18 protein-coding genes and 1 tRNA gene are annotated in these 24956 nt (G+C 37.5%); 13 read left to right on the top strand and 6 right to left on the bottom strand.

Annotated features, from left to right (window positions below; genetic code table 11):
* Positions 1–13 precede the first annotated feature (13 nt).
* Positions 14–1138 (bottom strand): flavin reductase family protein, encoded by a 1125-nt coding sequence (locus ACMGDK_RS03100; protein ID WP_436806580.1) that lies wholly within the window; start codon positions 1136–1138, stop codon positions 14–16.
* A 32-nt stretch (positions 1139–1170) separates the two neighbouring features.
* Here ACMGDK_RS03100 and ACMGDK_RS03105 point away from each other — a divergent pair, with 32 nt between their 5' ends.
* The 10 genes from ACMGDK_RS03105 (at position 1171) to ACMGDK_RS03150 (ending at position 11518) form a co-directional block, all read left to right on the top strand.
* On the top strand, positions 1171–1731 hold the full coding sequence (locus ACMGDK_RS03105; protein WP_436806581.1) for a TlpA family protein disulfide reductase: 561 nt from the start codon (positions 1171–1173) through the stop codon (positions 1729–1731).
* A 23-nt stretch (positions 1732–1754) separates the two neighbouring features.
* Positions 1755–2726 (top strand): iron chelate uptake ABC transporter family permease subunit, encoded by a 972-nt coding sequence (locus ACMGDK_RS03110; RefSeq protein ID WP_436806582.1) that lies wholly within the window; start codon positions 1755–1757, stop codon positions 2724–2726.
* A gap of 476 nt (positions 2727–3202) precedes the next feature.
* Positions 3203–4126, top strand: a complete 924-nt coding sequence (locus ACMGDK_RS03115) for an ABC transporter ATP-binding protein (RefSeq protein WP_436806583.1) — start codon at positions 3203–3205, stop codon at positions 4124–4126.
* 165 nt (positions 4127–4291) lie between these two features.
* A complete protein-coding gene (locus ACMGDK_RS03120; RefSeq protein WP_034727924.1) occupies positions 4292–4744 on the top strand; it encodes a MarR family winged helix-turn-helix transcriptional regulator in 453 nt (150 codons plus the stop codon).
* Positions 4745–4750: 6 nt separating this feature from the next.
* Positions 4751–7144 carry a 3-hydroxyacyl-CoA dehydrogenase/enoyl-CoA hydratase family protein gene (locus ACMGDK_RS03125; RefSeq protein ID WP_436806584.1) on the top strand — a complete coding sequence of 798 codons (2394 nt, stop codon included), beginning with the start codon at positions 4751–4753 and terminating at the stop codon, positions 7142–7144.
* A gap of 25 nt (positions 7145–7169) precedes the next feature.
* Entirely contained in the window at positions 7170–8351 is a 1182-nt protein-coding gene (locus ACMGDK_RS03130; RefSeq protein WP_436806585.1) for a thiolase family protein, read from the top strand.
* Between the two features lie 29 nt (positions 8352–8380).
* Positions 8381–10162, top strand: a complete 1782-nt coding sequence (locus tag ACMGDK_RS03135; RefSeq protein ID WP_436806586.1) for an acyl-CoA dehydrogenase FadE — start codon at positions 8381–8383, stop codon at positions 10160–10162.
* 176 nt (positions 10163–10338) lie between these two features.
* Positions 10339–10638, top strand: coding sequence for a hypothetical protein (locus ACMGDK_RS03140; RefSeq protein ID WP_436806587.1), 300 nt, complete (start codon positions 10339–10341; stop codon positions 10636–10638).
* 18 nt (positions 10639–10656) lie between these two features.
* Positions 10657–10992 carry a YegP family protein gene (locus ACMGDK_RS03145; protein WP_436806588.1) on the top strand — a complete coding sequence of 112 codons (336 nt, stop codon included), beginning with the start codon at positions 10657–10659 and terminating at the stop codon, positions 10990–10992.
* A 79-nt stretch (positions 10993–11071) separates the two neighbouring features.
* Positions 11072–11518 carry a phosphohydrolase gene (locus tag ACMGDK_RS03150; RefSeq protein WP_116011780.1) on the top strand — a complete coding sequence of 149 codons (447 nt, stop codon included), beginning with the start codon at positions 11072–11074 and terminating at the stop codon, positions 11516–11518.
* Here ACMGDK_RS03150 and ACMGDK_RS03155 read toward each other — a convergent pair.
* Together ACMGDK_RS03155 and ACMGDK_RS03160 are read right to left on the bottom strand one after the other, a co-directional pair.
* On the bottom strand, positions 11515–12231 hold the full coding sequence (locus ACMGDK_RS03155) for a DUF2490 domain-containing protein (protein WP_436806589.1): 717 nt from the start codon (positions 12229–12231) through the stop codon (positions 11515–11517). The genes ACMGDK_RS03150 and ACMGDK_RS03155 overlap by 4 nt on opposite strands.
* Positions 12232–12302: 71 nt before the next feature.
* On the bottom strand, positions 12303–14204 hold the full coding sequence (locus ACMGDK_RS03160; protein WP_436806590.1) for a TonB-dependent receptor plug domain-containing protein: 1902 nt from the start codon (positions 14202–14204) through the stop codon (positions 12303–12305).
* Between the two features lie 546 nt (positions 14205–14750).
* Between ACMGDK_RS03160 and uvrA the strand changes: the two genes are divergently transcribed.
* Positions 14751–17543 (top strand): excinuclease ABC subunit UvrA, encoded by a 2793-nt coding sequence (gene uvrA, locus ACMGDK_RS03165; protein ID WP_436806591.1) that lies wholly within the window; start codon positions 14751–14753, stop codon positions 17541–17543.
* A gap of 555 nt (positions 17544–18098) precedes the next feature.
* Positions 18099–18170, top strand: a tRNA-Arg gene (locus tag ACMGDK_RS03170).
* 102 nt (positions 18171–18272) lie between these two features.
* Here the strand turns inward: ACMGDK_RS03170 and ACMGDK_RS03175 are convergent.
* The 3 genes from ACMGDK_RS03175 to ACMGDK_RS03185 all read right to left on the bottom strand — a co-directional run bounded on the left by ACMGDK_RS03175 (position 18273) and on the right by ACMGDK_RS03185 (position 21334).
* Positions 18273–19187 (bottom strand): helix-turn-helix domain-containing protein, encoded by a 915-nt coding sequence (locus ACMGDK_RS03175; RefSeq protein WP_436806592.1) that lies wholly within the window; start codon positions 19185–19187, stop codon positions 18273–18275.
* An 80-nt stretch (positions 19188–19267) separates the two neighbouring features.
* Positions 19268–20065, bottom strand: coding sequence for an SDR family oxidoreductase (locus ACMGDK_RS03180; protein ID WP_436806593.1), 798 nt, complete (start codon positions 20063–20065; stop codon positions 19268–19270).
* Between the two features lie 210 nt (positions 20066–20275).
* Positions 20276–21334 carry a 3-oxoacyl-ACP synthase III family protein gene (locus ACMGDK_RS03185; RefSeq protein WP_436806594.1) on the bottom strand — a complete coding sequence of 353 codons (1059 nt, stop codon included), beginning with the start codon at positions 21332–21334 and terminating at the stop codon, positions 20276–20278.
* A 240-nt stretch (positions 21335–21574) separates the two neighbouring features.
* On the opposite strand from ACMGDK_RS03185, the gene ACMGDK_RS03190 reads away from it, so the two are divergent.
* On the top strand, positions 21575–24919 hold the full coding sequence (locus tag ACMGDK_RS03190; RefSeq protein ID WP_436806595.1) for a DEAD/DEAH box helicase: 3345 nt from the start codon (positions 21575–21577) through the stop codon (positions 24917–24919).
* The last annotated feature ends 37 nt before the right edge of the window (positions 24920–24956 follow it).

A 24956-nucleotide genomic window follows, 5' to 3' on the forward strand; every position in this document is an offset into this window, starting at 1 on the left:
TTCCTGATAATTCTCAACTAAGGTCAAAGTTAAGCTTTATTTTCTTACTTTTTACAATGGACATGCATGCCAGTATTTTACCTTGTGCTTCTTCTTTTTCAGTCAGATATTCATTTTCAAGCAGTTCCACGTCTCCTTCTTCAAGATAGCATTCGCAGCTTCCGCATATTCCGGATTTGCATGAATAAGGAACCGGAAAATTCTGGATCAGAAGCTGTTGAAGAATCTTCTCTCTGTTATCAGGAAGAAGGGTTTCATACTCTTTTCCAAGCATTGTAAATTTAACTTCCACATTTTCAATCAGCGGGAATTCTTTTTCTACAGGATAAATATCATCATTGTATTCTTCAAAAAGTTCAAAATGAATATTCTTTTTCGGGATTCCGTGGTGATAACAGGCATTAGCCAGCGATTTTATCATCTCTCCTTTTCCACTTATCAATACTTCATCTACCGCATCCCAAATCGTAGATTCCTCATCCGTATCATCCAAATGAAGGATTTGATTAATAATTAAACTCAGTTTCTTCTCGTCCAGCCTTCCGTAAAAGAACTGATCTGCAGTTTTTTCCTTCGAAAAAAAGTAAAAAATCTGAAGCCTTTCCCCATGAATTCTGGCAAGATTATCCAATTGTTGTCTGTAAATAACTTCTTCCGAACTTTTATTCCCAAAAAACAAAAATAATCTTGTGCGCGGTTCTGTGTGAAGGATATTCTTAAAATGACTCAAAATCGGGGTAATTCCTATTCCCGCAGCAAAGGCAACAATTGTCCGGAATTCACTCGGCTTGGAAACCAGTGTAAATCTCCCGGAAGGCTCTCCTACCATCAGCTCATCTCCAACATTATAATTTTTGAACAACTCCGAAGTGGCTCCATCAGAAGAATTCACCTTGATTCCAAGACATATTTTTTTCTCATAAGGAGCTGAAGTCATTGAATAATCGTTGATGACTTCCTCACCGTGAGCAATAAATTTTATGCTTACAAATTGTCCCGCTTCAAACTTGAAATTCTCCTTCAAATTCACTGGAATCTCTAATTCCAGAGAAAAAGTATTTTTGGTCAGTTGTTCCTTTTTCGCTACTTTTAACGGATGAAACTGTATCAGTTTCCCTTTATAGATTTGTTGTTCCATACTTCAATTCAAAAATAGTTAAAAAATAATTTATGAAGAAGATAATTTTATCTGCGCTTATTCTTACAGCTCTTTACAGCTGTAAAAAAGAAGGCCAGAAAATAGAGGATACGGCTGTGGCAGATTCAGCTTCAATAACAGACAATACAGCCTCTGCAACCAGTGCTTATACTTCTAAGGAACTTTCTCCGGAAAACCTGGGAAAATATCTGGCTCAGAAGAATGACACTTTATACGTTACCAATTTTTTTGCAACATGGTGCGGACCGTGCATGAGAGAAATTCCTCATTTTAAGAACAAAATGGAGGAATTAAAAGATAAGCCTGTAAAATTTACTTTTATCAACCTTGATGATAAATCTGAATGGAATACTTCTGTGAAAAAATTTGCACAGGAAAATAATCTTGCCGCAAATATCATCCTTTTGGATGGGCAAAAACTAGACGCTAATTTTTTCACTAATAATTTCAAACAGTGGGACGGCGGCTCAATTCCTTTTACTTATTTGAGAAAAGGAGATAAAACTGACGAATATTTAGGAATGATGACCGAAGAAGTATTGAATTCTAAGGTTGATGCTCTTTTAAAATAAAAACATCCAGATTCTTTCTGATCATGTCAAAAAAATTCAAAATCCTGTGTTTACTGCTGACGGCTGCTATTATTCTTACTGCAGTGATCAACCTGAACACAGGGTTTTTAAATTTAAACTTTCAGGATTTCTTTCAGGATTCTGCTCAAAGCCAGATCGCCGAAATTCGTATCAACCGGGTACTGGTGATGCTTCTGGCGGGAATATCAATTCCGACATCCGGTTTTCTGATGCAGGAATACTTTCAAAACCCTCTGGCCGGTCCGGATATTTTAGGAATTACGTCTGTAGCCAGCTTATCCGTAGCTTTCTATATTTTCTTCTCCCACGATTTTCTAATCCCGGAGTTTCTGCAGAACAGTTTTCTCAGCCTTTCGGCCATTGTAGGAAGCCTTGTATTGATGCTGGTTTTACTTTCCATGTCGAATAAGTTTCAGGATAAATCTTATCTCATTATATTTGGTTTCCTTATTTCGGCATTTGCAGGTGCTGTAGTTTCATTATTACAGTTCTATGCAGAAAACCAGAGTCTGAAAAACTATATTTTATGGTCTTTTGGGGCTAATAATATGGTGACCAGAAACCAGATCTATGTACTAGCTGCCCTGGTTTTCATAGGAATATTTTTCTGTTTTAAAACGATAAAGCCACTGATTGGAAATTCATTAGGAACTTCTTATGCGCAGAGTTTAGGAGTCAATCTCAATCAGTTGAAGATTCTTATCATCGCAGCCTCTTCCCTGCTTTCAGCTTCTATTACTGCATTTCTGGGACCTATTTTATTTATCGGAATTATTGTTCCGCATTTTTGCAGACTGATCTATAATCCGTCTAAATTATGGCAGCAATGGATCCTGAATATGTTTCTCGGAATGCTGATCATGCTGGTATTTTCTATCACAGCAGAGAAAACCCAGATTCCCATGAATGTAATAAGCTCTGTATTTGGAATACCGGTGATTTTGCTTATGCTTTTGAAACAGAATAAGGTTTAAAGATGAAGGTGTGAATTGTCAATGATGAATTTCTAAAACCGGAAATAATATTCAGTGTAATCTGAAAAATCTGTGTGAGTTTTATTTTATTGCTCGCTGATTTTGCGGATTATACAGATTTTGAGAAATTTTATAATTTATAATCAATAAACAGATCTAAATTTGTTACTGAATGAATCTGACAAATATTAAGATAACCCAGAAACAATTAATTATTACAAATGTACTCCAGTTTGTAATAAGCTTTGCATTCATGAGATTTTCTGACATATTTCGTTTGGATAAAGATATCCATTGGATTTATACATTTGGACATTGCAGGTATCTGATGGCATCTTTACCTTGCTTCTTTTGGGGATCCCTTTTTTTAGGAGGCTACACCCTTTGGAAAATTAAAACAAATAAAATTTTGTTCCTTTTTTTCAGTCTTTTCCCTCTTTTACTGTTTTTAATAATTATCTTTTTTGTCAATTAATATGCATCTAGAAATCAAACAAGCTAATATAGGCTACGATAAAACTTTAATTTCAAATGCTTATGCAGATCTGAAACTAGGTGACGTGTGCCTTCTCATTGGCAATAACGGTGTTGGGAAAACTACGCTTATCAAATCTATTTTGCATCAAGTTTCCCTTTTAGGCGGAGAAATTTTAATTAATCATAAAAATATAAAAGACCTTTCCGTTAAAGAAACTGCTGAAAATATCGCTGTTGTTTTCTCAAAATCAAATGTTCCGCAGCATTATACTGTTGAAGACCTTATTTCATTAGGGAAATACATCTACTATCCTTTTTATTTTGAGCTTAAAAAAGAAGACAGAGAGGAAATTTCTCACATTATAGATGAACTGGATCTTGCCCAATACAGACATAGTCTTCTTAAAAACCTTTCGGATGGTAATTTGCAGAAAGCATTTATAGGCCGGGCTATCGCTCAGAATTCTCCTGTTGTTATTCTTGATGAGCCAACAACCCATCTTGATGAAAAAAATAAGCTTATTATCTTAAAAACCCTTCGCAGACTGGCCAAGGAGCAACATAAAATCATATTATTCTCTTCCCACGACTGGCGACTGGCCAAGGAATTTGCAGATAAGATCTGGTATGTAAAAGATAGCCAGCTTTTCTCCGGCCTTGTAGAAGACGTACTGCTTCAGCATGAAGAACTTACCAATGTTTCATTATTCCAGGTGAATGAGAATTTTGTTCCGCCTTCTATTAATGCACCGCAGGTTCACAAGGAAATGCTTTATTCTTTATTGCAAAAAAATTTCGAAAAAGATCTTTCTGCTCTGCATTTTGACCATAAGGACGGCTTTTGGGAAATTCTCATTGGTCAATCGAAACAACAATGTGAATCTTTCGAAGAAATAGTTAATTTCGTTAAAAACATTCATTAATACAACATTTCTGTTACATATTCCATATACTATGCATGCATAGTATTATGCTAATCATACAATTTAATCTTCTTATTATCAGGTTATTAACAAAATTTAACGTTAATAAATACTATGCATGCATAATATTTACTAAATTTGGGTAACACCATTAGTGGATAAATGATGGATAATAATAAAGAAAAAATAGAAAACGTAGATTTAGTTTTGAAGCAGACCTGGCTGGCTGTTTCTAAAATGTACACAGAACTTGCCCAGGAGCATGATTCTACCGCTGTACAAGCCCTCACTCTTCTTAAAATTGATCCCAAAGAAGGTACCCGAAGTACCAACCTTGGTCCTAAAATGGCCATTGAGCCCACCTCTTTGACCAGAATCATTAAACTTCTGGAAGACAACGGATATATCTATAAGGAAAAGACCACTGCCGATAAAAGGGAAGTGATCATTAAACTTACGGATAAAGGCCTGAACTCAAGAAATATGTCAAAAGAAGTGGTCGTCAATTTTAATAAGAAAGTGATGGAGAAAATCGCTCCTGAGAAAATTGAAACCTTTAAAGAAGTGATGTCCGAAATCATGAAAATTGCAAACGAATTATTAAATAACAGAAAATAAATTATAATGAAAAGAAGAATCAAACATGTAACGGTTCTTGGTTCAGGAATTATGGGCAGCGGTATTGCGGCACATTTCGCCAACATTGGCGTGGAAGTGTCCCTTTTGGATATCGTTCCTTTTGAACTGACGGAAGCTGAACAGAAAAAAGGTTTGACCAAAGATGACAAGGTGGTAAGAAACAGAATTGCTTCTGAAAACTTTGAAAAACTGAAAAAAGCAAGTCCTGCCCTTCTCTATTCTCCAAAATTTGCGGATAGAATTACAATAGGAAACTTTGATGATGATCTTAAGAACATCAAAAATACAGACTGGATCATCGAGGTAGTCGTTGAAAAGCTTGACATTAAAAAATCTGTTTATGAAAAAATTGAACAGTTCAGAAAACCGGGAACATTAATTTCTTCTAATACATCGGGAATTCCTATTCATTTTCTAATTGAAGGGAGAAGTGAAGATTTCAAAAAATATTTTGCGGGAACACATTTCTTCAACCCAGTAAGGTATCTGCCTCTTTTAGAGATCATCCCTACACCTGATACACTTCCTGAAGTAGTTGATTTCTACATGAATTATGGCGCGAAATTCTTAGGGAAAACTACAGTTTTAGCCAAAGATACTCCAGCGTTCATCGCGAACAGAATCGGAGTTTTCTCCATGATGGATCTCCTTCACAACGTACAGAAATTAGGATTAACCGTTTCTGAAGTTGATAAATTAACAGGTCCTGTCATCGGACGTCCGAAATCTGCAACTTTCAGAACAGCAGACGTTGTAGGTCTCGATACCTTAGTAATGGTAGCGAACGGTGTACGCCAAAGCGGCGCTGAAGCTAATAATTTCAATGATGTTTTTGCCCTTCCTGATTATATCCAGAAAATGATGGATAATAAATGGCTGGGTTCTAAAACGGAACAGGGCTTCTACAAAAAAGTAAAAAATGCAGAAGGAAAATCTGAGATCCACGGAATAAACCTTGATACGTTAGAATATGAGCTTCAGGGGAAATCTTCTTTCCCAACGTTAGAATTAACGAAAAATATTGACAAACCAATTGATAGATTCAAAGTTTTAATTGGTGGAAAAGATAAGGCCGGAGAACTTTACAGAAAATCGTTAGGTGCATTATTCGCTTACGTTTCTCATAAAGTTCCTGAAATTTCTGATGAAATCTATAAGATTGATGATGCGATGAGAGCAGGTTTCGGATGGGAAAATGGTCCGTTTGAAATCTGGGATGCAGTAGGCGTTCAAAAAGGTATTGAATTAGCAAAAGATGCAGGCTATGAAGTTTCAGACTGGGTTAAAAATGTAGAGACTTTCTATAAAGTAAATGATGAAGGTCAAAGTATTTTTGTTGATAAAAACTCAGGAGAATACAACAAAATTCCTGGTCAGGATGCCTTTATTATCCTAGACAATATCAGAAAAAACAAAACGCTTTGGAGCAATTCAGGAGCAGCGATTGAATATCTTGGTGACGGGATCATCAACTTTGAGATCCGTTCAAAAATGAACTCTCTTGGAGGCGAAGTTCTTGACGGATTAAACAGAGCCATTGATTTAGCTGAAAAAGAATATGACGGATTAGTTGTTGGAAACCAGGGAACCAACTTCTCTGTGGGAGCCAATCTTGCCATGATCCTGATGATGGCTATCGAACAGGACTGGGATGATCTGAACATGGCTATTGCTTATTTCCAGAAATCCATGATGAGAGTGCGCTATTCCTCTATTCCTGTAGTGGTTGCCCCTCACGGAATGACCCTTGGTGGAGGTTGCGAAATGACCATGCATGCAGACAGAGTGGTTGCAGCAGCAGAAACTTATATCGGATTGGTAGAAACCGGAGTTGGAGTAATTCCTGGCGGTGGCGGTACTAAAGAACTTACTTTGAGAACTTCCAGAGAATTCCACAGCGATGACGTTAAAAACAACAGGCTTCGCGAAGCATTCATGAATATCGCAATGGGTAAAGTAGCCACTTCCGCTTATGAAGCCTATGATATGGGAATTCTTGAGAAAGGAAAAGATATCGTATCCGTAAGCAAAAACAGGCAGATTGCTGAAGCTAAAAAAGTAGCAAAACTATTGGCAGAACAAGGTTATACACAGCCTATCGAACAAAAAGTAAAAGTTTTAGGTAAAGATGCTTTGGGAATGTTCTACGTTGGAACTGATCAAATGTTAACAGGAAATTTCATTTCTGCACACGACAAAAAAATTGCAGACAAACTGGCCAACGTAATGGTCGGAGGAAATCTTTCCGAACCAACTGTCGTAACTGAACAATATCTATTGAATCTTGAAAGAGAAACATTCCTTCAGCTTTGCGGGGAGAGAAAGACGCTAGAGAGAATTCAGTATATGTTACAAAATGGAAAACCGTTGAGAAATTAATCATTAACGAATTAAGAATTAAAAAATGTCAAAGACAGCATATATAGTAAAAGGGTTCAGAACTGCCGTTGGAAAAGCTCCAAAAGGAAGTTTAAGATTTACAAGACCCGACGTGATGGCCGCTACAGTGATTGAAAAATTGATGGCAGAGCTTCCACAATTAGATAAAAACAGAATTGACGACCTGATTGTAGGAAACGCAATGCCGGAAGCAGAACAGGGACTGAATGTTGCCCGTTTAATTTCCTTAATGGGATTAAATACTGACAAAGTTCCCGGAGTTACTGTAAACAGATATTGTGCATCAGGAAGTGAGGCTATTGCTATTGCTTCTGCAAAGATCCAGGCCGGAATGGCAGACTGTATCATCGCTGGAGGTACAGAATCTATGTCCTATATCCCGATGGGTGGTTACAAGCCGGTTCCGGAAACGGATATCGCAAAAACAAACCCTGATTATTACTGGGGAATGGGTTACACAGCGGAAGAAGTAGCCAAACAATATAATATTACAAGAGAAGAACAGGATCAGTTCGCTTTTGAATCCCATATGAAAGCGTTGAAAGCTAATGCTGAAGGGAAATTTGCCAGTCAGATTGTTTCCATTCCTGTGGAATATAATTTCTTAGATGAAAATCAAAAGATGCAGTCTAAAAAATTTGACTTCTCTGTAGACGAAGGTCCGAGAAAAGATACTTCTTTGGAAGGTCTTGCTAAATTGAGACCCGTATTTGCGAATGGAGGAAGTGTAACAGCCGGAAATTCATCCCAGATGAGCGACGGAGCCGCTTTCGTAATGGTAATGAGCGAAGAAATGGTGAAAGAATTAGGTCTTGAGCCGGAAGCAAGATTAGTGGCTTATGCTGCAGCAGGTCTTGAGCCGAGAATTATGGGTATGGGGCCGATTTATGCAATTCCAAAAGCTTTAAAACAGGCAGGTCTTGAATTAAAAGATATTGAATTAATTGAATTGAACGAAGCCTTTGCATCACAGTCTGTAGCGATTAAAAAGGAATTAGGCTTAAACCCTGATATCCTTAACGTCAACGGAGGTGCAATCGCTCTTGGCCACCCGCTTGGATGTACCGGAACAAAATTAACTGTTCAGCTTCTTGACGAAATGAGAAGACGCGGCAACAAGTACGGAATGGTTTCTATGTGCGTAGGTACGGGACAGGGAGCAGCGAGTATTTTCGAACTTCTTTAATTAATTATAGATTTTAAAATCATAAAATAATGAGTGATACACTTAATAAAACATTAAAAGGTGGTGAATTTCTAATAAAAGAAATTCCTGCTAATGAGATCTTCTCTTTGGAAGAACTTTCAGAAGAACAAAAAATGCTTCGTGATTCTGCGAAAGAATTTATCGACAGGGAAGTAATCCCTCAAAAGGAAAGATTTGAGAAAAAAGATTATGCTTTAACTGAAGAAAAAATGCGTCAGTTGGGTGAAATGGGGCTTTTAGGAGTTGCTGTTCCTGAGGAATACGGCGGTCTTGGAATGGGCTTCGTGAATACCATGCTGGCGTGTGATTACTGTTCAGGAGCAAATGGTTCTTTGGCTACAGCTTATGGAGCGCACACGGGAATCGGGACGCTTCCTATCCTATTGTACGGTACAGAAGAGCAAAAGAAAAAATACCTTCCGGATTTGGCAACAGGAACTAAATTCGGAGCTTATTGTCTTACTGAGCCTGATGCAGGTTCTGATGCAAACTCAGGAAAAACAAGAGCAAAACTATCTGAAGACGGGAAACATTATATCATCAACGGGCAAAAAATGTGGATCTCCAATGCAGGTTTTGCAGAAATTTTCATTGTTTTTGCTAAAATTGATGACGATAAAAACATTACAGGTTTCATCGTAGAAAAAGAAGGAACTGAGGGACTTTCTTTCGGTGAAGAAGAGCATAAACTGGGAATCCGTTCGTCTTCTACAAGACAGGTTTTCTTTAATGATATGAAAGTTCCGGCTGAGAATCTTTTAGGCGAAAGAAACAACGGTTTCAAAATCGCTCTGAATGCTTTGAATGTAGGAAGAATTAAACTGGCAGCTGCCAACCTGGACGGACAAAGAAGAATCTTAAACCACTCTCTTCAGTATTCTAACGAAAGAAAGCAGTTTGGAGTTTCGATCTCAACTTTCGGAGCAATCAGAAAGAAGCTGGCAGAAATGGCGACAGGAATTTTCGTTGCAGAGGCCGGTTCTTACAGAGCGGCAAAAGATGTTGAGGACAAAATCAATGAATTGGTTGCTGGCGGAATGAATCACCAGCAGGCTGAATTAAAAGGAGTTGAGGAATTTGCGGTAGAAGCTTCTATCCTGAAAGTTTTCGTTTCAGATTTAACGCAGCATACTGCCGATGAAGGCATCCAGGTGTACGGAGGAATGGGATTCTCTGAAGACATGCCAATGGAAGCGGCCTGGAGAGATTCCAGAATCGCAAGAATCTATGAAGGAACCAACGAAATTAACCGTCTTCTGGCAGTCGGAATGTTGATTAAAAAAGCTATGAAAGGAGAATTAGATCTGCTTTCCCCTGCTATGGCGATCAGCAAAGAATTAATGGGAATTCCGTCATTCGATGTGCCTGATTACTCAGCATTCATGGCTGAAGAGAAAGCAATTATCGCTAACCTTAAGAAAGTATTCCTTATGGTTTCCGGAGCTGCGCTTCAAAAATATATGATGGATATTGAAAAACAGCAGCACTTATTACTGAATGCTTCTGAAATCCTTAACCAAATCTACATGGCTGAATCTGCTATCTTAAGGGCTGAAAAGCACTTCTCACCGGATTCTGTGGAAGCAGCAATGGCACAGCTTAATCTTTATAAAGCTGTTGAAAAGATCATCGCAGCTGCCAAAGAAGGAATTGTTTCTTTCGCTGAAGGTGACGAGCAGAGGATGATGCTTTCAGGTCTGAGAAGATTCACAAAGTATACGAATCATCCGAATGTAGTGGCTTTAACTGAAAAAGTTGCTGCACACTATATTGCTAAAGCAGCTTATTAGTCTTTTATAACATAATTTGATTTCAAGGCGTCTCATTTTTTGAGACGCTTTTCTTTTAGCCTCTATACTAAAAAAGACATAACAGGTAGTAACGCAAGCCGATATGTAAAAATCTATAGCCCTTATGAGCTTAAAATTCCAATATTTTTTTATATTTTTATTTTAAATTAAAAAACATGAAGATTTTATTATTTCCTCTCTTTCTTATTTCTATTACATTAACTGCCCAGAAAAAAGAAAGAAAGCTGATCCTGCCGAAGACAGATACCACAAAGATTAATGATCTCAAAGAAATAAAGGAAAAGACTGACACAGACCGGAAGGAACAGTATAAAATGCTTACTGTAACACCAAAAGATACAGCAGCATATATGGCCTTGAAAGAACCTAAAAAAGATTATTCAAAATATAAAATACTGAATCCGGACATTCCTGAAAAAATTACAGACACAAAAAAGGCTCAGCCTATTAAATAACCAAAACAAATTATTACTATGGGAAAATTTATTATCTCGAAAAGGACAGACAGTGACTTTAAATTCAATCTGAAAGCCGGAAATGGCCAGGTTATCTTAACCAGCCAGGGATACGGCTCAAAATCCTCGTGTGAAAACGGAATAGAATCCGTACGCACCAATTCACAGGATGACTCAAAATTCGAAAGAAATACAGCTAAAGATGACCGCTGCTATTTCAATTTAAAAGCCGGGAACGGGCAAATCATTGGAACGAGCCAGATGTATGAATCTGAAAATGGAATGGAAAACGGTATAGAATCTGTAAAAAACAACGCCCCAGATGCTTCCGTAGAGGATGAAACCCTGCTTTAATATTATGTAAAATATTCTTAGTAAAAATGTCTTATTCTTTAAGGCATTTTTTATTTTTGTATTCTATTTTCTATAAGAAATGACAAAAGAAGAAATGCTCAACAGAGCCATAAAAATAGCTGATAAAGCACATAAAGGACAAACCGACAAATACCACGCTCCCTACATTGCCCATGTCATGCGTGTGATGGAATATGGTAAAACAATGGACGAAAAGATCGTCGGGGTACTACATGATGTAGTAGAAGATCATCCGGAAGAGTTCAGCCTGGATTATTTAAGAACCGAAGGTTTTCCGGAATACATTATTTTTGCCATAAGCTGCCTTACCAAATTTGATCCCGAAGAGGATTACGATGAATTCGTTAAAAGAACAGAAAGATCTTCTCTGGCTGTCGCTGTAAAGCTTAATGATCTCCGGGACAATATGGATCTCAGACGAGTAAACAGAGAGCTTAGCCCTAAAGATATCAAGAGATTCAACAAATACCTGAAGGCGTACCGTTATCTGATAGAGAAATATTAATCCGCCCCAGGGAAATCATATGTTTTTGTAGGATGGTCCGTACCGTCGATATTGATGTTTAAGGCCAGATAAATAAAGTGAAGGTTTTTATTCCCTTTCGCTTCAAATTCACGCTGCCATAGATAACCTGTCAGGATTCCGAAATGGTCGTCTATCTGATAACCGAAACCACCATATACCCTGTTTCTAGCAAAAGTAGGCTTCATTGGGCTTACCAGGAAAATTTCGTCGTAAGCATTTGCGAAAACAGTTCCTTTTTTAACAGTTTTTGCATTCAAAGGAACGCTTATATTCAGACGGTATCTGTAACGCATTCTTTGAGAATTTTTATCTATTTTAGGCTCATAGAACCAGCTTTTCTCAGCACGGAAACGGTTTTCAAACTTGACGATCCCTTTTTTGAAATCGATCACGTCCTGCAGCCATACCCTGAATTCCTCTCTGCTCAGGCTGTGTTCTTTATAATTCACATATCTTCCCAGACCTACGAAAGGCTTGTGATTTTTAGTCAGATTGTATCCTACTCCTCCTTTGATTTCGTAATAATCGGGATATGTATAATCTTCGTTACCTCTAAGCTGGCCTTCCGCATAAAGGAAAAATTTAGGATGAAACTTATAGGTTAGAGTCACTGCATTGAAGCTGGAAACGTGTTCCTGTGCTTTGAAAAAGGTCATACTCAAAAGTAAACTCAGACTTAAAAAAAGTTTCATAAAAAATTTTTGCAAAAATAAATCATTTAACAATTTGTTAATATTAATTTTCATTCATTTAAAATTAACGTTTATTTAATATTGATCGTATATGAGAGTCCTAAATGGAACCATCTTTGGGGCATTTCAACTTCAAAAGCTTCGGTATATTTTGTATTCGTCAAATTATTGATCAGTACATATACAGAAAAATCTTTTTTTGCAAAGCTTAGCTTTTCATCAAGAAGGTTATAACTTCCCAAATTCAGTCTTTCGTTATATCTGTAAACCAGCTCATTCGTGAAATATTTTAAGAATCTGGTTTCAAGCTTTGCAACAACCTGATGTTTCAGATTATCAAGAATATATCTTGAAACAACATCATTAGACTCTTTCATTCTACTGTCCAGATAAGTATAACCAGCTGTATATTTTAGCCAGTCGAAAACCCTGTGGCTCACTTCTGCTTCAACTCCTTTTGTATCTATTTTTCCTACATTCTGCGCGTACCATATCGGATCGGTCATGCTTTTTTTAACCCAGTCGATAGAATTGTTTGAGTTTCTCATAAAACCACTCACTTTGGCCAGAATTCTATTGCTCTGATATTGGTACCCGAGTTCAGATGAAACCGCATTTTCCGGAAGCAGATCAGGATTTCCCTGTTCTGTTTTGCTTACATAATAAAGATCTGTAAATGTGGGAACCCTATGCACTCTGGCAATATTTCCGTAAATTTTATTATTCTGATTGAAATTATACCCTACATCCAAACCGGGATAGAAGAAATTCCCTTCCTTGGAGTAATTCGCCCAGGAAATCCCCGGACTGATGTTCAGCTTTTTATCCAATAATGAAAAATGATGCTCAAAGAAAACCTGCGAGACAAAACGGTTCCTCTCTCCTAAATTATTGCTCGCCAGAAACTCCTTTCTCAGCTCCACACCAACACCTGTAGTCCCCAATCCCCACTGGTAGCTGGAATTCACTTCCCCGCCTGCATTATTCCCAATATGCATATTTCTATAACCATTCGGCTTATTTCTGTCATACAGATACATGTCCTGTCCTCTTCTCCAATATACGTTTGAGCTTAATTTCAAATTACCAAACTTTTGCTGATGCGCTAAACTTACAATGGAAGCCTGGGTTTCCTCATACTGTTCGGTAGCACTTTTAGAAGCATAAAAACCGTTTGCTCCGAATTTCTTTTCAGAAAAACCGGCCTGCAGCTTCAGATCACCGTTTTTAATATTAAGTTTGCTTTGGTAGAAGACATTTCGGATTTCGTAGTCTGTATTGTACATATAGCCCTGCGATGAGGCAGAATTGGCCTGAAGTGAGTTTGAGAATTTTTCGTTTCCCAGCTGTGCATTGAATCCGAAGCCGTAGGTTTCGTAATCTCCGCCTTCAGCACTTATTTTCACCCGTTTTCCGGGAGTTGTTTTGGTAATAATATTGATGACACCGGCATAAGCATTCTGTCCGAATCTTCTGGCAGCCGGGCCTTTAATGATCTCAATTCTTTCCACATCATCCATATCTACCGGTACATTCATGGAATTGTGTCCGGTCTGGGAATCATTCATTCTAATGCCATTGAGCAACAGCAATACCTGCTCAAAGGAACTTCCCCGGAAGCCTATATCGCTTTGTACACCATTCGCTCCTCTCCTTCTGATGTCCATTCCCGGAACCTGCTGAAGAACCTCGTCAATACTTTTCGCAGGAGAATTGGCAATATCTTCCTTTGTAATAACCGTAATATTCTGATTGGCATTTTTATAAGGTGTAGAAATAAATTTCCCCTGAAATTCAATGCTTTCAATATCCGTAGTCTTCTCCTGTGCTTGAGCACAGAGCATTGAACCTAGTAAAAATATACTTCCAATCTTCTTGATCATAATAGTTCCCGTTTTGTTTTGAGTCAGTTTCTTTAATAATGGACCCAAAAGTAAGGGAGTTCCCGAAGAAAGACAAATGATAGTTATCATAAAAAAAAGATGCAGTAGGATATACTGCATCTTTTGAGGGTAGTAACTTCATCTTTTTCTCATTAAATGTGTAACAAGATCTCTGAATAACTTTCTCATTTCTATATTACATATTTATGAATACAATTTTAACTAATTTTAAAATACAAAACAAGAGCAAAGTGCAAAAACATAATGAAAATCATAAATTATTTTTAAATTCAATAAACATGAGATTGTTAATATAATCTTATGGGTGTTAATGGCTTATCCGGTTATTTTTATTTGCCAGAAAATGGAAATATTTTACTTTTTTGATTTTGTTTATGATTGAATATAATTATCTGTCAGTAAATATTTAAACATCTTATTTTCAGTAAAATTTTGTAATTTTGTGGGTCTTAATTTTGCGACGAAAATCATCTTTCCATACTTACAGGCACTTTATAAATGCCGAATTTCCTGGACAGATAGAAAACAGTTTATCAGACGGCAGATTACGGCAAGAAAACAGTCACACTGATCACAGATATTCTCAGTCAGTATATACTTTATGAATAGATAAACATGACTAAAACAGTAGAAATAGATATAAAAAAACAGATCTTCGTTAAGAATGCCCATCTTAACAACCTGAAACATATAGATGTTCTGATCCCGAAAAATAAACTGATCGTAATCACGGGGGTTTCCGGAAGCGGAAAATCTTCCCTAGCATTCGATACTATTTATGCAGAAGGACAGAGAAGATATGTGGAAAGCTTAAGCTCTTATGCACGTCAGTTTCTGGGTAAACTGGAAAAGCCGAAAGTGGATGACATTAAGGGACTTGCTCCTTCCATTGCCATTCAGCAGAAAGTGATTTCTTCCAATCCCCGTTCTACGGTAGGAACTTCTACGGAAATCTATGATTATATGAAGCTTCTTTTTGCAAGAATCGGGAAAACGTTTTCTCCTGTTTCAGGCGAGGAAGTAAAAAAAGATTCTGTTTCTGATGTGATTGATTTTATCAAAGCTTCAAAAAAAGATACTTCGTTCTTATTGACAGCTCCTTTGGAATATGATGCAGATAATTTTAAGGAAGCGCTGAATGTTTTAAAGCTTGCCGGTTTCACAAGACTTGAGATCAACGGTAATGTAGCGGGTATTGAGGATCTGGAAAGCTTCGGTTTTACTCCTGAAAAAGGAATGGCTATTAATTTAGTGATCGACCGTTTTTCTTATGAAGAAGACGAAAGCTTCCTTCAAAGGCTGGCAGATTCTATTCAAATGGCATTTTATGAAGGTCATGGCTATTGTTCACTGAAAAATCCAGATACCGGAAAGGTAAAAGAATTTTCCAACAAATTTGAGCTTAATGGTATGGAGTTCCTTGAACCAAATGTTCATTTTTTCAGTTTCAACAACCCTTATGGAGCATGTCCAGCATGTGAAGGTTACGGTAAAGTGATCGGAATAGATGAAGATCTGGTCATTCCAAATAAAACACTATCCGTTTATGAAGATGCAGTGGTTGCCTGGAGAGGTGAAAGCATGAGTGAGTGGAAAAAAGCATTTATCAAAAAGGCTGACGATTTCCCTATTCACAAACCTTATCATCAGCTGACCAAAGAACAGAAAAGCTTCCTGTGGAAAGGTGACGGCAAAAGCAGCTTCCCTTCCATTAATAACTTCTTCAAAATGCTTGAAGAAAACCTGTACAAAATCCAGTACCGCGTTATGCTTTCCCGATACAGAGGGAAAACACTCTGTCCTACCTGTGAAGGCCTGAGATTACGCGAAGAAACGAGCTGGGTAAAGGTAGACGGACACAATATCCATTCTATGATCGAGCTTCCATTAGATGAATTATATCCATTGATAGACGGACTTAAACTTTCCGAGCATGATCAGGATGTGGCCAAAAGATTACTGTACGAAATCAAAACCCGTATCGAATTTTTACTAAAGGTAGGCTTAGGCTATTTAACCCTGAACAGAACCTCCAATACCCTTTCAGGTGGTGAAAGCCAGAGAATTAATCTTGCCACAAGCCTTGGAAGTTCTCTTGTAGGATCTATTTATATCCTGGATGAACCTTCTATCGGTCTTCACTCAAGGGATACCGAAAACCTGATCGAAGTTTTAAAAAACCTTCGTGACCTGGGAAATACCGTGATTGTTGTTGAACACGATGAAGACGTTATGAAAGCTGCCGACTATATCATAGATATTGGTCCGGAAGCAGGCTATCTTGGTGGTGAGCTGGTGTTTGCCGGAGATTATAACGATCTTAAAAACGCAGATACACTTACTTCAAAATATTTAACCGGAAGAATGGAAATTGAAGTTCCTAAAAAGCGCAGAAAAGCCAAGGAATGGATCCATATTAAAGGGGCAAGACAGAATAATCTGAAAAATATAGATGTAGATGTTCCTCTGGAAAGCCTTACGGTGATTTCTGGAGTTTCCGGAAGCGGAAAATCTACGCTGATGAAGGAAATTTTAACCAATGATATCCAGATCCAGCTTGGAATGGGTGGTAAAAAAGGAGATTATGACTCTGTAGAATTTCCAAAGAAACTGATTAAAAATATTGAACTGATCGACCAGAATCCAATCGGAAAATCTTCACGATCCAATCCCGTTACTTACCTGAAAGCGTATGACGACATCAGGGATCTTTTTGCCAAGCAGAAAGTTTCAAAAATGATGGGTTATAAGCCTAAGCATTTCTCTTTCAACGTAGATGGCGGAAGATGTGATGAATGTAAGGGTGAAGGCGTGATCAATGTTTCCATGCAGTTTATGGCAGATATTGAGCTTGAATGTGAAGTATGTAAAGGAACCCGCTTTAAAAACGAGATCCTGGAAGTGAAGTTTGATGAAAAAAGCATTTCCGATATTCTTCATATGACGGTGGATGAAGCTTTGGAGTTCTTTAAAGACAACAATGAAGAAAAGATTGTCACCAAACTGAGACCGCTTCAGGAAGTTGGCTTAGGCTATCTGCAGCTGGGCCAGAGCTCTTCTACCCTTTCCGGCGGTGAAGCACAGCGTGTGAAACTGGCCTCATTTCTTGTGAAAGGAGTTACGACAGATAAAACCCTGTTTATTTTTGATGAACCTTCTACAGGACTTCACTTCCATGATATTCAGAAGCTGTTGAAGTCATTGCAGGCACTTATTGATCTTGGACATTCTGTGATTGTTATTGAACATCAGCCGGATATTATCAAAAGCGCAGATTATATTATAGACATTGGCCCTGAAGCTGGGAAATATGGCGGCGAAGTTGTTTTTGCCGGAACTCCGGAAGACCTGGCGAAAGATAAAAAATCACATACAGCAAAATACATCAAGGAAAAACTTGAAAGCTAAATATCAATAGAGAGCCGTCTGGCTCTCTTTTTTATGTTAATGTGATTTTTTATTCAGAATGTCTTTACTTAATATGAGTTTCATTAATTTTTTAGTTCTTCTGTCAACTGAAAAATACTATACCAACATATATCTTGAAAAACATCATCTTGAAATACATTGAATAACAACTAGTTATAAACTTATCCACAATTAATTGTGGATAAGTTGTGAATTTTAACATTAAATTCATGTTTCATATTAAAAATAGTGCTACATTTACTATGTAATACAACTGAAATGAAATCATTTTTTGCTTTTTTCAGCTTTGAAATTGCAATTAAATTTGAAATAAAAATTTAAGCACAGCATTGTCGGCTGTGCTTTTTTATTGTTGTCTAATTAAAAAAATGAGATGTATTTATCTACTGGATCCGCTCCTAAAGAGCGGATTCTTTTTTTGCATCAATTCAGTTACTTTTATAAATGAATTCTGAATAAAATCATTTTGAAAAAAACCTAATTATTGGAAAATCTTTTATTTATTTAAATAAATTAGTATTTTTATTTTTCTATGGCCTCATAGTTCAACGGATAGAATAGAAGTTTCCTAAACTTTAGATCCAGGTTCGATTCCTGGTGAGGCTGCAAGCTAATTAAATATGTGTGCAGGATAATCTTTATCGTGGTTATATGAGTCAACATAAAATTATTAAATAACTACCTTTATTGTGCACAACAAAATATATCTCAATTAAATGACTGTCTGTAGCTTAAAGGGGTTTTTTCTGTTTTCTTTTTAAACAGCTTATTAAAAGATTGCGGATGCTCAAATCCTAAAGCATACGCTACTTCAGACACCGAAAAACTCGTTGCGGTAAGATATTCCTTAGCCTTTTCGATCAGTTTTTCATGAATATGCTGTTGGGCATTCTGTCCAGTAAGATTTCGGAGCATATCACTAAGGTAATGCGGTGAAAGGTTCATTTCGGAGGCCAGGAATTCTACAGTGGGAAGACCTTTGGTCAACGTTTCCTGCTTGTTGAAATAATTGTCCAGTATAAGTTCCATTTTAGATAAAAGATCACTGTTGACTGCTTTTCTCGTGATAAACTGTCTTCTATAAAAACGGTTGCTGTAATTCAGCAGAACCTCAATATAGGAAACAATAACATCCTGGCTAATCTCATCAATAGCTGTATTCAGCTCATTCCTGATATTATCCAGTAATCCGGTTATTATGGTTTTTTCCTGATCAGACAGATGGAGTGCCTCATTGGTATCATAGGAAAAGAACCCGAATTTTTTGATATTCTTTGCCAGCGGATAGGTCCGTAAAAAGTCCGGATGTACCAGAAGCGTATAGCCACAATATTCTGCATCCGAATCTGTAGAAAGAATCTGTCCCGGTGCCGTAAACATCATGCCTCCCTCATTAAAATCATAATATCCCTGCCCATATCCCATCTTTCCATGCTCAGAAAATTTATAGGAAATCTTATAAAAGTTCAGATGAAAGCTCCTGCTTAATAATTCTTTATTAACAGTCATTTTCGTATTATCTACCAGGCTTACTAATGGATGAAGCGGTTTGGGAAGGTACAGCAGATTATGAAGCTCTGATATGGACGAAATCTTCATAGGTGTATTATCTTTCTTTTCCATGATATAAATGTATTAAATATTTAGCTTAAAAAACAGCACAAATAAGGCTACTCATGCTGTCCTGATATTCAAAAATTATCTTAGATAAACTGTTTCCCGAACTGCTCTCTGAAGGCTTCATCTCCCAGTTCAAGACGCTGTGCATACAATGCTTTTGCATCCTCTCCAGCCACATATCTTAACTGTTTCTTACCGTCTGTAGCTGCTTCATAAACAACCTCTGCAATCTGTTCCGGAGTAGAAGCCGCCTCCATCATGCCTTCCATACTGGAAAAAAGCGAATTGGAAATTTCTTCGTAGGCCGGGCTCGTTGCTGAATCTAAGGAACGGCTTACAAAATCTGTTTTAATGCCTCCGGGAGAAACAGTTTTGATATCAATACCGAATTTGTTCAATTCGAAGGCTAGGCTTTCGCTCCATCCTTCCAAAGCCCATTTGGTGGCATGATAAGTTGAGCCCAAAGGAAATGCAATCAATCCTCCGATTGAAGTGGTAGAAATAAACATACCGCTTTTTCTCTCCCTGAAATAGGGAATAAAAGCCTGTGTTACACGGATCACTCCAAGAAGATTGGTATCCAGCTGTTTTAAGATCTGTTCATCTTTTAATGCTTCTAAAGGGCCAATCAGTCCATATCCTGCATTGTTGAAGACTACATCCACATTACTTAGCTCAAGAGCCTTGTTAACGGTTGATTTTATCTGCTCCAGATTTGTAACATCCAAAGGAAGCAGGGTTACATTGTCTAAAGCGGCAAGTTCTGAAGCGGCTTCAGGATTTCTCATGGTTGCAATAACGTTCCAGCCTCTGCTTTGAAATAATTGGGCAGCCGCTTTCCCTAATCCTGTTGAAGCGCCTGTTATAAAAATTGTTTTCATTTTGTTCTGTATTAAATTAACAGGACAAAGGTCAGCATTAGAATAAAGGCTGAAGTTGCCAAATTGGACTAACGTGTATCCAAAATGGATTTTAAAATATTTTTTTGGGGAATGCAAATTATCTCAATAAATAATAAGGCCCGGATTTTAAAATCCGGGCCTTATTTATAAAAAGAAAAATGCAGTATAAGCTGATTCTCTTAGACTATTTTAAAATTTATAGACAAATGAATTGATATTCATCCCTGCTCCTACAGAGGCAAATAAAACCACATGTCCTTCTTTTATTTCATGGGAAGGAAGCTCTCCATTCAGGATCATGGTAAGCAGAGTTGGAATAGTAGCTACACTGCTGTTACCCAATTTATTAATAACCATCGGCATGATATTTTCCGGCATTGGCAGATCATAAAGCTGATAAAAACGTTTTACAATTGCTTCATCCATTTTTTCATTAGCCTGGTGGATAATAATTTTGTCTAGCTGATCTATAGAATATCCACTTGCATCCATACACTTCTTCATAGCATCTGCTACATTCACAAGGGCAAATTCGTAAATTTTCCTGCCGTCCATTTTGATATATTTCGTATCAGGACAGCTCTCGTTATTGTATGACTTTCCAAAGAAAAGGAAGTCTTTTTCAGTTAAAGTATAAGAAGCAGACAAATGGGACTGTATCCCTTTATCATCTTCACTTATTTCCAGGATAGCAGCTCCGGCACCATCCGCATAGATCATACTGTCTCTGTCATGAATATCAACTACTCGTGAAAGTGTTTCAGCACCAATAACAAGGCATCGCTTTGCAATACCAGATTTAATGAAGGCATTAGCCTGTATCACTCCTTCAATCCAACCCGGACATCCGAACAGAACGTCATAGGCTACACAGAAATTATTCTTGATCTTTAAAAGGTGCTTTACTCTTGAAGCCAGACTTGGAACACTGTCCGACTGAACGGTGCCAAAGCGGACATCACCGAAATTATGGGCAAATATGATATAATCCAGTGTTTCCGGATCAATTTTTGAATTTTCTATTGCTCTCTGTGCTGCAATTAGTCCCAGATCTGAAGTCACCTGATGCTCAGATGCGTATCTTCTTTCTTCTATGCCGGTAATTTCCTTGAGCTTCCTGGCAATAATATCATTCGCTTCCTTTAATGACTCCCCGTTTTTATTAATAAAATGATGCTTGTCAAAAAATAAATTTGTAATTGTTTCCGGCGGAATATAATTGCCGACTCCTATAATCTTGCTTGTCATTAAAAAAAAATTATAATCTTCTTAAATTCATTTTGGTTTTTTCATGAATTGAAATATTGTACAATATTAACGATAAAATATCTATTTATCGTATGATAAAATAGAATTGAATATTTATATTGGTATTCAGAGCATAAAATGAAACATCAACATCTTTCAAATTGCTGTCTATCATTAGTTTTTCACCTCATCCTCAATACCTTAGATTGTTGTTGTCATTTTTTGTAAATTCGCATGCTTATGGCTGCTTATATTCTTGAAAATACAAACATCAGTATACTTTCCGTTTATGATCTCCTGAAACATACTTCGGGAAGCGCATTTCTGGAGATCAGAGATTTTCATGATATCTATCCTACTGCCATCGAAAACAATATTGGAGTTTTTACCAAAAAATCTCCTTTAAAAGATTTTCCGGAGGTTTCCGTCAGCCAGATAGGCAGCTCCATAGTAAGCACATGTACCTGCCACAGTCCCAAAGACAAACTTTGTGAGCATCAGGCAGAAATCATTCATTGTATTTTAGAGGAGAAAAAATTCAGGACTTTTTTTGATCCGTTTCTTCGTAAGAAACTGTTTATTGCTAAAGCTAAAAGTTATGGCTTAGAAAATGAGCCGGATCTTGATATCTATTTCGAGCTTGGATATATTAATGATAAAATCGAGGTACAGCCTAAGATCAGGGAAATGTTACCTATAGATGAGGATATTTTTAAACAGCAGCTTCTTCCCCAACGTTCTTCAGTAATCGATCAACTAGCATTCCAGGACAGTGGAAAAAGAAAAATACTGGTCATTGGAAGGCACCGTTATTACAGCCATCTGAATTTTTCACTCATGGAAGCTGAAACTACACAGGCAGGAAAGCTTAAAAATCCTGTACATCCTGTTGATGCCATGCAGCTTATCTGGAAAGCTGAAGAAGCAGAGCACATTAAATTTTATACCGCTGTTTCAGCGTTTCAGAATAATTATAATGAAGATTACAATACTGCGGAGCTGGAAGCCCTAAAACTGATTGTACAGAATCCACTTGGGCTTCAAACTTATTATCATGACCGTGAACTGTCTGAACCCGTTTCTTCGAAATCTCTTGTTCCTGTACATCTTGAGGTTTTACAGGCTGAAATACAGCTCAGCGTATTCAAAAAAGAACCTTTTTATGAGGTAACAGGTGAACTGGAATTCAATGATATTTCTGTGCCTTTTAAAAATATAACGATCAGGAATGAATATTTTGTCTACAGCCGGAATACTTTCAGTTTTGTAGATGATCCTGATATGTTGAGGGTGATTAAGTTTTTTAAAGCCAATAATGAAATCCTGCTTATTCATTCCTCAAAATATGAAGCATTCATGAAGAATGTTCTCTCTTCACTTGAAGAACGTATTCACATCAATTACAGCTATATACAGCCTGCAACACCAGTACAGCTTGAAGAAAAAAAACATCGGAATGAACGGATTATTTACCTCCGCCAACAGGGAAATTATGTTGCCCTGACTCCGGTCATGAAGTATGGACAGGCCGAAGTTGCCGTCTATTCCCGAAAGCAGCTTTTCGGAACGGATCAGAATGGGAATGTATTTAAAATAGACAGGAGTGACGCGGAAGAAGCCCGTTTTACCACTCTCATCATGAAGCAGCACCCCGACTTTGAAGCACAGATGGATGGCTATGATTATTTTTATCTGCATAAAGATAAGTTCCTGGATCAGGACTGGTTTCTCCATACTTTTGAAATATGGAGAAATGAAGGTGTGGTGATTCTTGGATTCAATGAGCTTAAGAATACTAAGCTCAATTCATACAAAGCAAGGGTCAATATTCAGATTACCAGCGGACTGGACTGGTTCAATGCTAAATTAAAAGTAAGCTTCGGACAGAAAGATGCCGCCCTGAAACAGCTTCACCGCGCTATCCGCAACAGAAGTAAATTTGTACAGCTGGACGACGGCACACTTGGGGTACTCCCGGAAGAATGGATCAACAGAATGAATGAATTTTTCCGGATCGGGGAAATCGATGCTGAAGACCTTAAAATTTCAAAAATCAATTTTACGGAAGTGTCTTCACTGTTTGAAAAAGATATTTTAAGCAATGAGGTACAGGAAGAGCTTTCTTCCTATTCACTTCAGTTCTCATCTGTTAAAGATATTCCCCAAATTGATATTCCTGCCGGGTTAAATGCTGAGTTAAGGGATTATCAGTATGACGGACTGAACTGGCTGAACTTTTTGGACAGCTTTAATTTCGGCGGATGTCTGGCTGATGATATGGGACTTGGAAAAACGCTTCAGGTGATCGCATTTATTCTTTCTCAACGGGAAAAACGAGGCCATGTTACCCATCTTGTAGTGGTCCCTACTTCCCTGCTCTTCAACTGGCAGGAAGAGATTAACAAATTTGCTCCTTCAATAAAGGTAATGACTCATTATGGAGCTGAAAGACTGAAAACTACGGAACATTTCTCTGAATATGAGGTGATACTTACCAGCTACGGGATGTTGCTTTCAGATATCCGTTTTCTGAAGGATTTCCGTTTTAACTGTGTTTTCCTTGATGAATCACAGACAATTAAAAACCCTAACTCAGAAAGATATAAAGCGGCCCGCCTGCTGAATTCAAGAAACAGAATTGTTCTTACAGGAACTCCTATTGAAAATAATACTTTTGATCTTTACAGTCAGCTTTCTTTTGCATGTCCGGGACTTCTGGGAAGCAAGCAGTATTTTAAAGACATTTATGCCGTTCCCATTGATAAATTTGAATATGGTAAGCGTGCCCAGGAGCTTCAGCAGAAAATAAGGCCTTTTATTCTCCGCAGGACAAAAAAACAGGTTGCCAAAGAGCTTCCCGAAAAAACAGAGATGGTAATCTACTGTGAAATGGATACTGAACAGCGTAAAATCTATGATGCTTATGAAAAAGAGCTCCGTGAATTTATTGCCGCCAATGATGACGATGATCTGAATAAAAACAGCATGCATGTTCTGACAGGACTTACCAGACTCCGACAGATCTGTAATTCTCCTGTATTATTAAAAGAAGGATATTCCGGTGATCATGCTGTGAAAATAGAAATACTGATGGAACAGATCCAAAGTAAGTCTAAAGATCACAAAATCCTTGTATTCTCACAATTTGTAGAGATGCTGGACTTACTTAAAGCTGAACTTGAACGTAAAAATATTCCTTTTGAATATCTTACGGGACAAACCAAAAACAGGGGCAAAACCGTTAATAACTTCCAGGAGAATGAAGAGATCCGGGTATTCCTGATCAGTTTAAAAGCGGGCGGTATAGGCCTTAATCTTACGCAGGCAGATTATATTTATCTTGTGGATCCGTGGTGGAATCCTGCAGCGGAAAACCAGGCGATCGACCGCAGTTATAGAATCGGCCAGACTAAGAATGTAATTGCAGTCCGGCTGATCTGCTCAAATACTGTAGAAGAGAAGATTTTAAGTCTTCAGAAAAAGAAAAATGAACTGGCCCAGAATCTGCTCCAGACTGACGGAACCGGTATTCAGAAGCTGTCAAAGCATGATTTATTAGAAATACTGGAATCGAAACCATTATAGGAGTTTCGTCATACAATAATAAAGCTATATCTGCTCA

The organism is Chryseobacterium hilariae (genome assembly GCF_051400735.1).
Taxonomy (GTDB): Bacteria; Bacteroidota; Bacteroidia; order Flavobacteriales; family Weeksellaceae; genus Chryseobacterium.

Excerpts from the sequence above, each read along its gene's own strand:
- ACMGDK_RS03100 (WP_436806580.1), bottom strand. The coding sequence starts at position 1,138 with ATGGAACAACAAATCTATAAAGGGAAACTGATACAGTTTCATCCGTTA.
- ACMGDK_RS03105 (WP_436806581.1), top strand. The coding sequence starts at position 1,171 with ATGAAGAAGATAATTTTATCTGCGCTTATTCTTACAGCTCTTTACAGC.
- ACMGDK_RS03110 (WP_436806582.1), top strand. The coding sequence starts at position 1,755 with ATGTCAAAAAAATTCAAAATCCTGTGTTTACTGCTGACGGCTGCTATT.
- ACMGDK_RS03115 (WP_436806583.1), top strand. The coding sequence starts at position 3,203 with ATGCATCTAGAAATCAAACAAGCTAATATAGGCTACGATAAAACTTTA.
- ACMGDK_RS03120 (WP_034727924.1), top strand. The coding sequence starts at position 4,292 with ATGGATAATAATAAAGAAAAAATAGAAAACGTAGATTTAGTTTTGAAG.
- ACMGDK_RS03125 (WP_436806584.1), top strand. The coding sequence starts at position 4,751 with ATGAAAAGAAGAATCAAACATGTAACGGTTCTTGGTTCAGGAATTATG.
- ACMGDK_RS03130 (WP_436806585.1), top strand. The coding sequence starts at position 7,170 with ATGTCAAAGACAGCATATATAGTAAAAGGGTTCAGAACTGCCGTTGGA.
- ACMGDK_RS03135 (WP_436806586.1), top strand. The coding sequence starts at position 8,381 with ATGAGTGATACACTTAATAAAACATTAAAAGGTGGTGAATTTCTAATA.
- ACMGDK_RS03140 (WP_436806587.1), top strand. The coding sequence starts at position 10,339 with ATGAAGATTTTATTATTTCCTCTCTTTCTTATTTCTATTACATTAACT.
- ACMGDK_RS03145 (WP_436806588.1), top strand. The coding sequence starts at position 10,657 with ATGGGAAAATTTATTATCTCGAAAAGGACAGACAGTGACTTTAAATTC.
- ACMGDK_RS03150 (WP_116011780.1), top strand. The coding sequence starts at position 11,072 with ATGACAAAAGAAGAAATGCTCAACAGAGCCATAAAAATAGCTGATAAA.
- ACMGDK_RS03155 (WP_436806589.1), bottom strand. The coding sequence starts at position 12,231 with ATGAAACTTTTTTTAAGTCTGAGTTTACTTTTGAGTATGACCTTTTTC.
- ACMGDK_RS03160 (WP_436806590.1), bottom strand. The coding sequence starts at position 14,204 with ATGATAACTATCATTTGTCTTTCTTCGGGAACTCCCTTACTTTTGGGT.
- uvrA (WP_436806591.1), top strand. The coding sequence starts at position 14,751 with ATGACTAAAACAGTAGAAATAGATATAAAAAAACAGATCTTCGTTAAG.
- ACMGDK_RS03175 (WP_436806592.1), bottom strand. The coding sequence starts at position 19,187 with ATGGAAAAGAAAGATAATACACCTATGAAGATTTCGTCCATATCAGAG.
- ACMGDK_RS03180 (WP_436806593.1), bottom strand. The coding sequence starts at position 20,065 with ATGAAAACAATTTTTATAACAGGCGCTTCAACAGGATTAGGGAAAGCG.
- ACMGDK_RS03185 (WP_436806594.1), bottom strand. The coding sequence starts at position 21,334 with ATGACAAGCAAGATTATAGGAGTCGGCAATTATATTCCGCCGGAAACA.
- ACMGDK_RS03190 (WP_436806595.1), top strand. The coding sequence starts at position 21,575 with ATGGCTGCTTATATTCTTGAAAATACAAACATCAGTATACTTTCCGTT.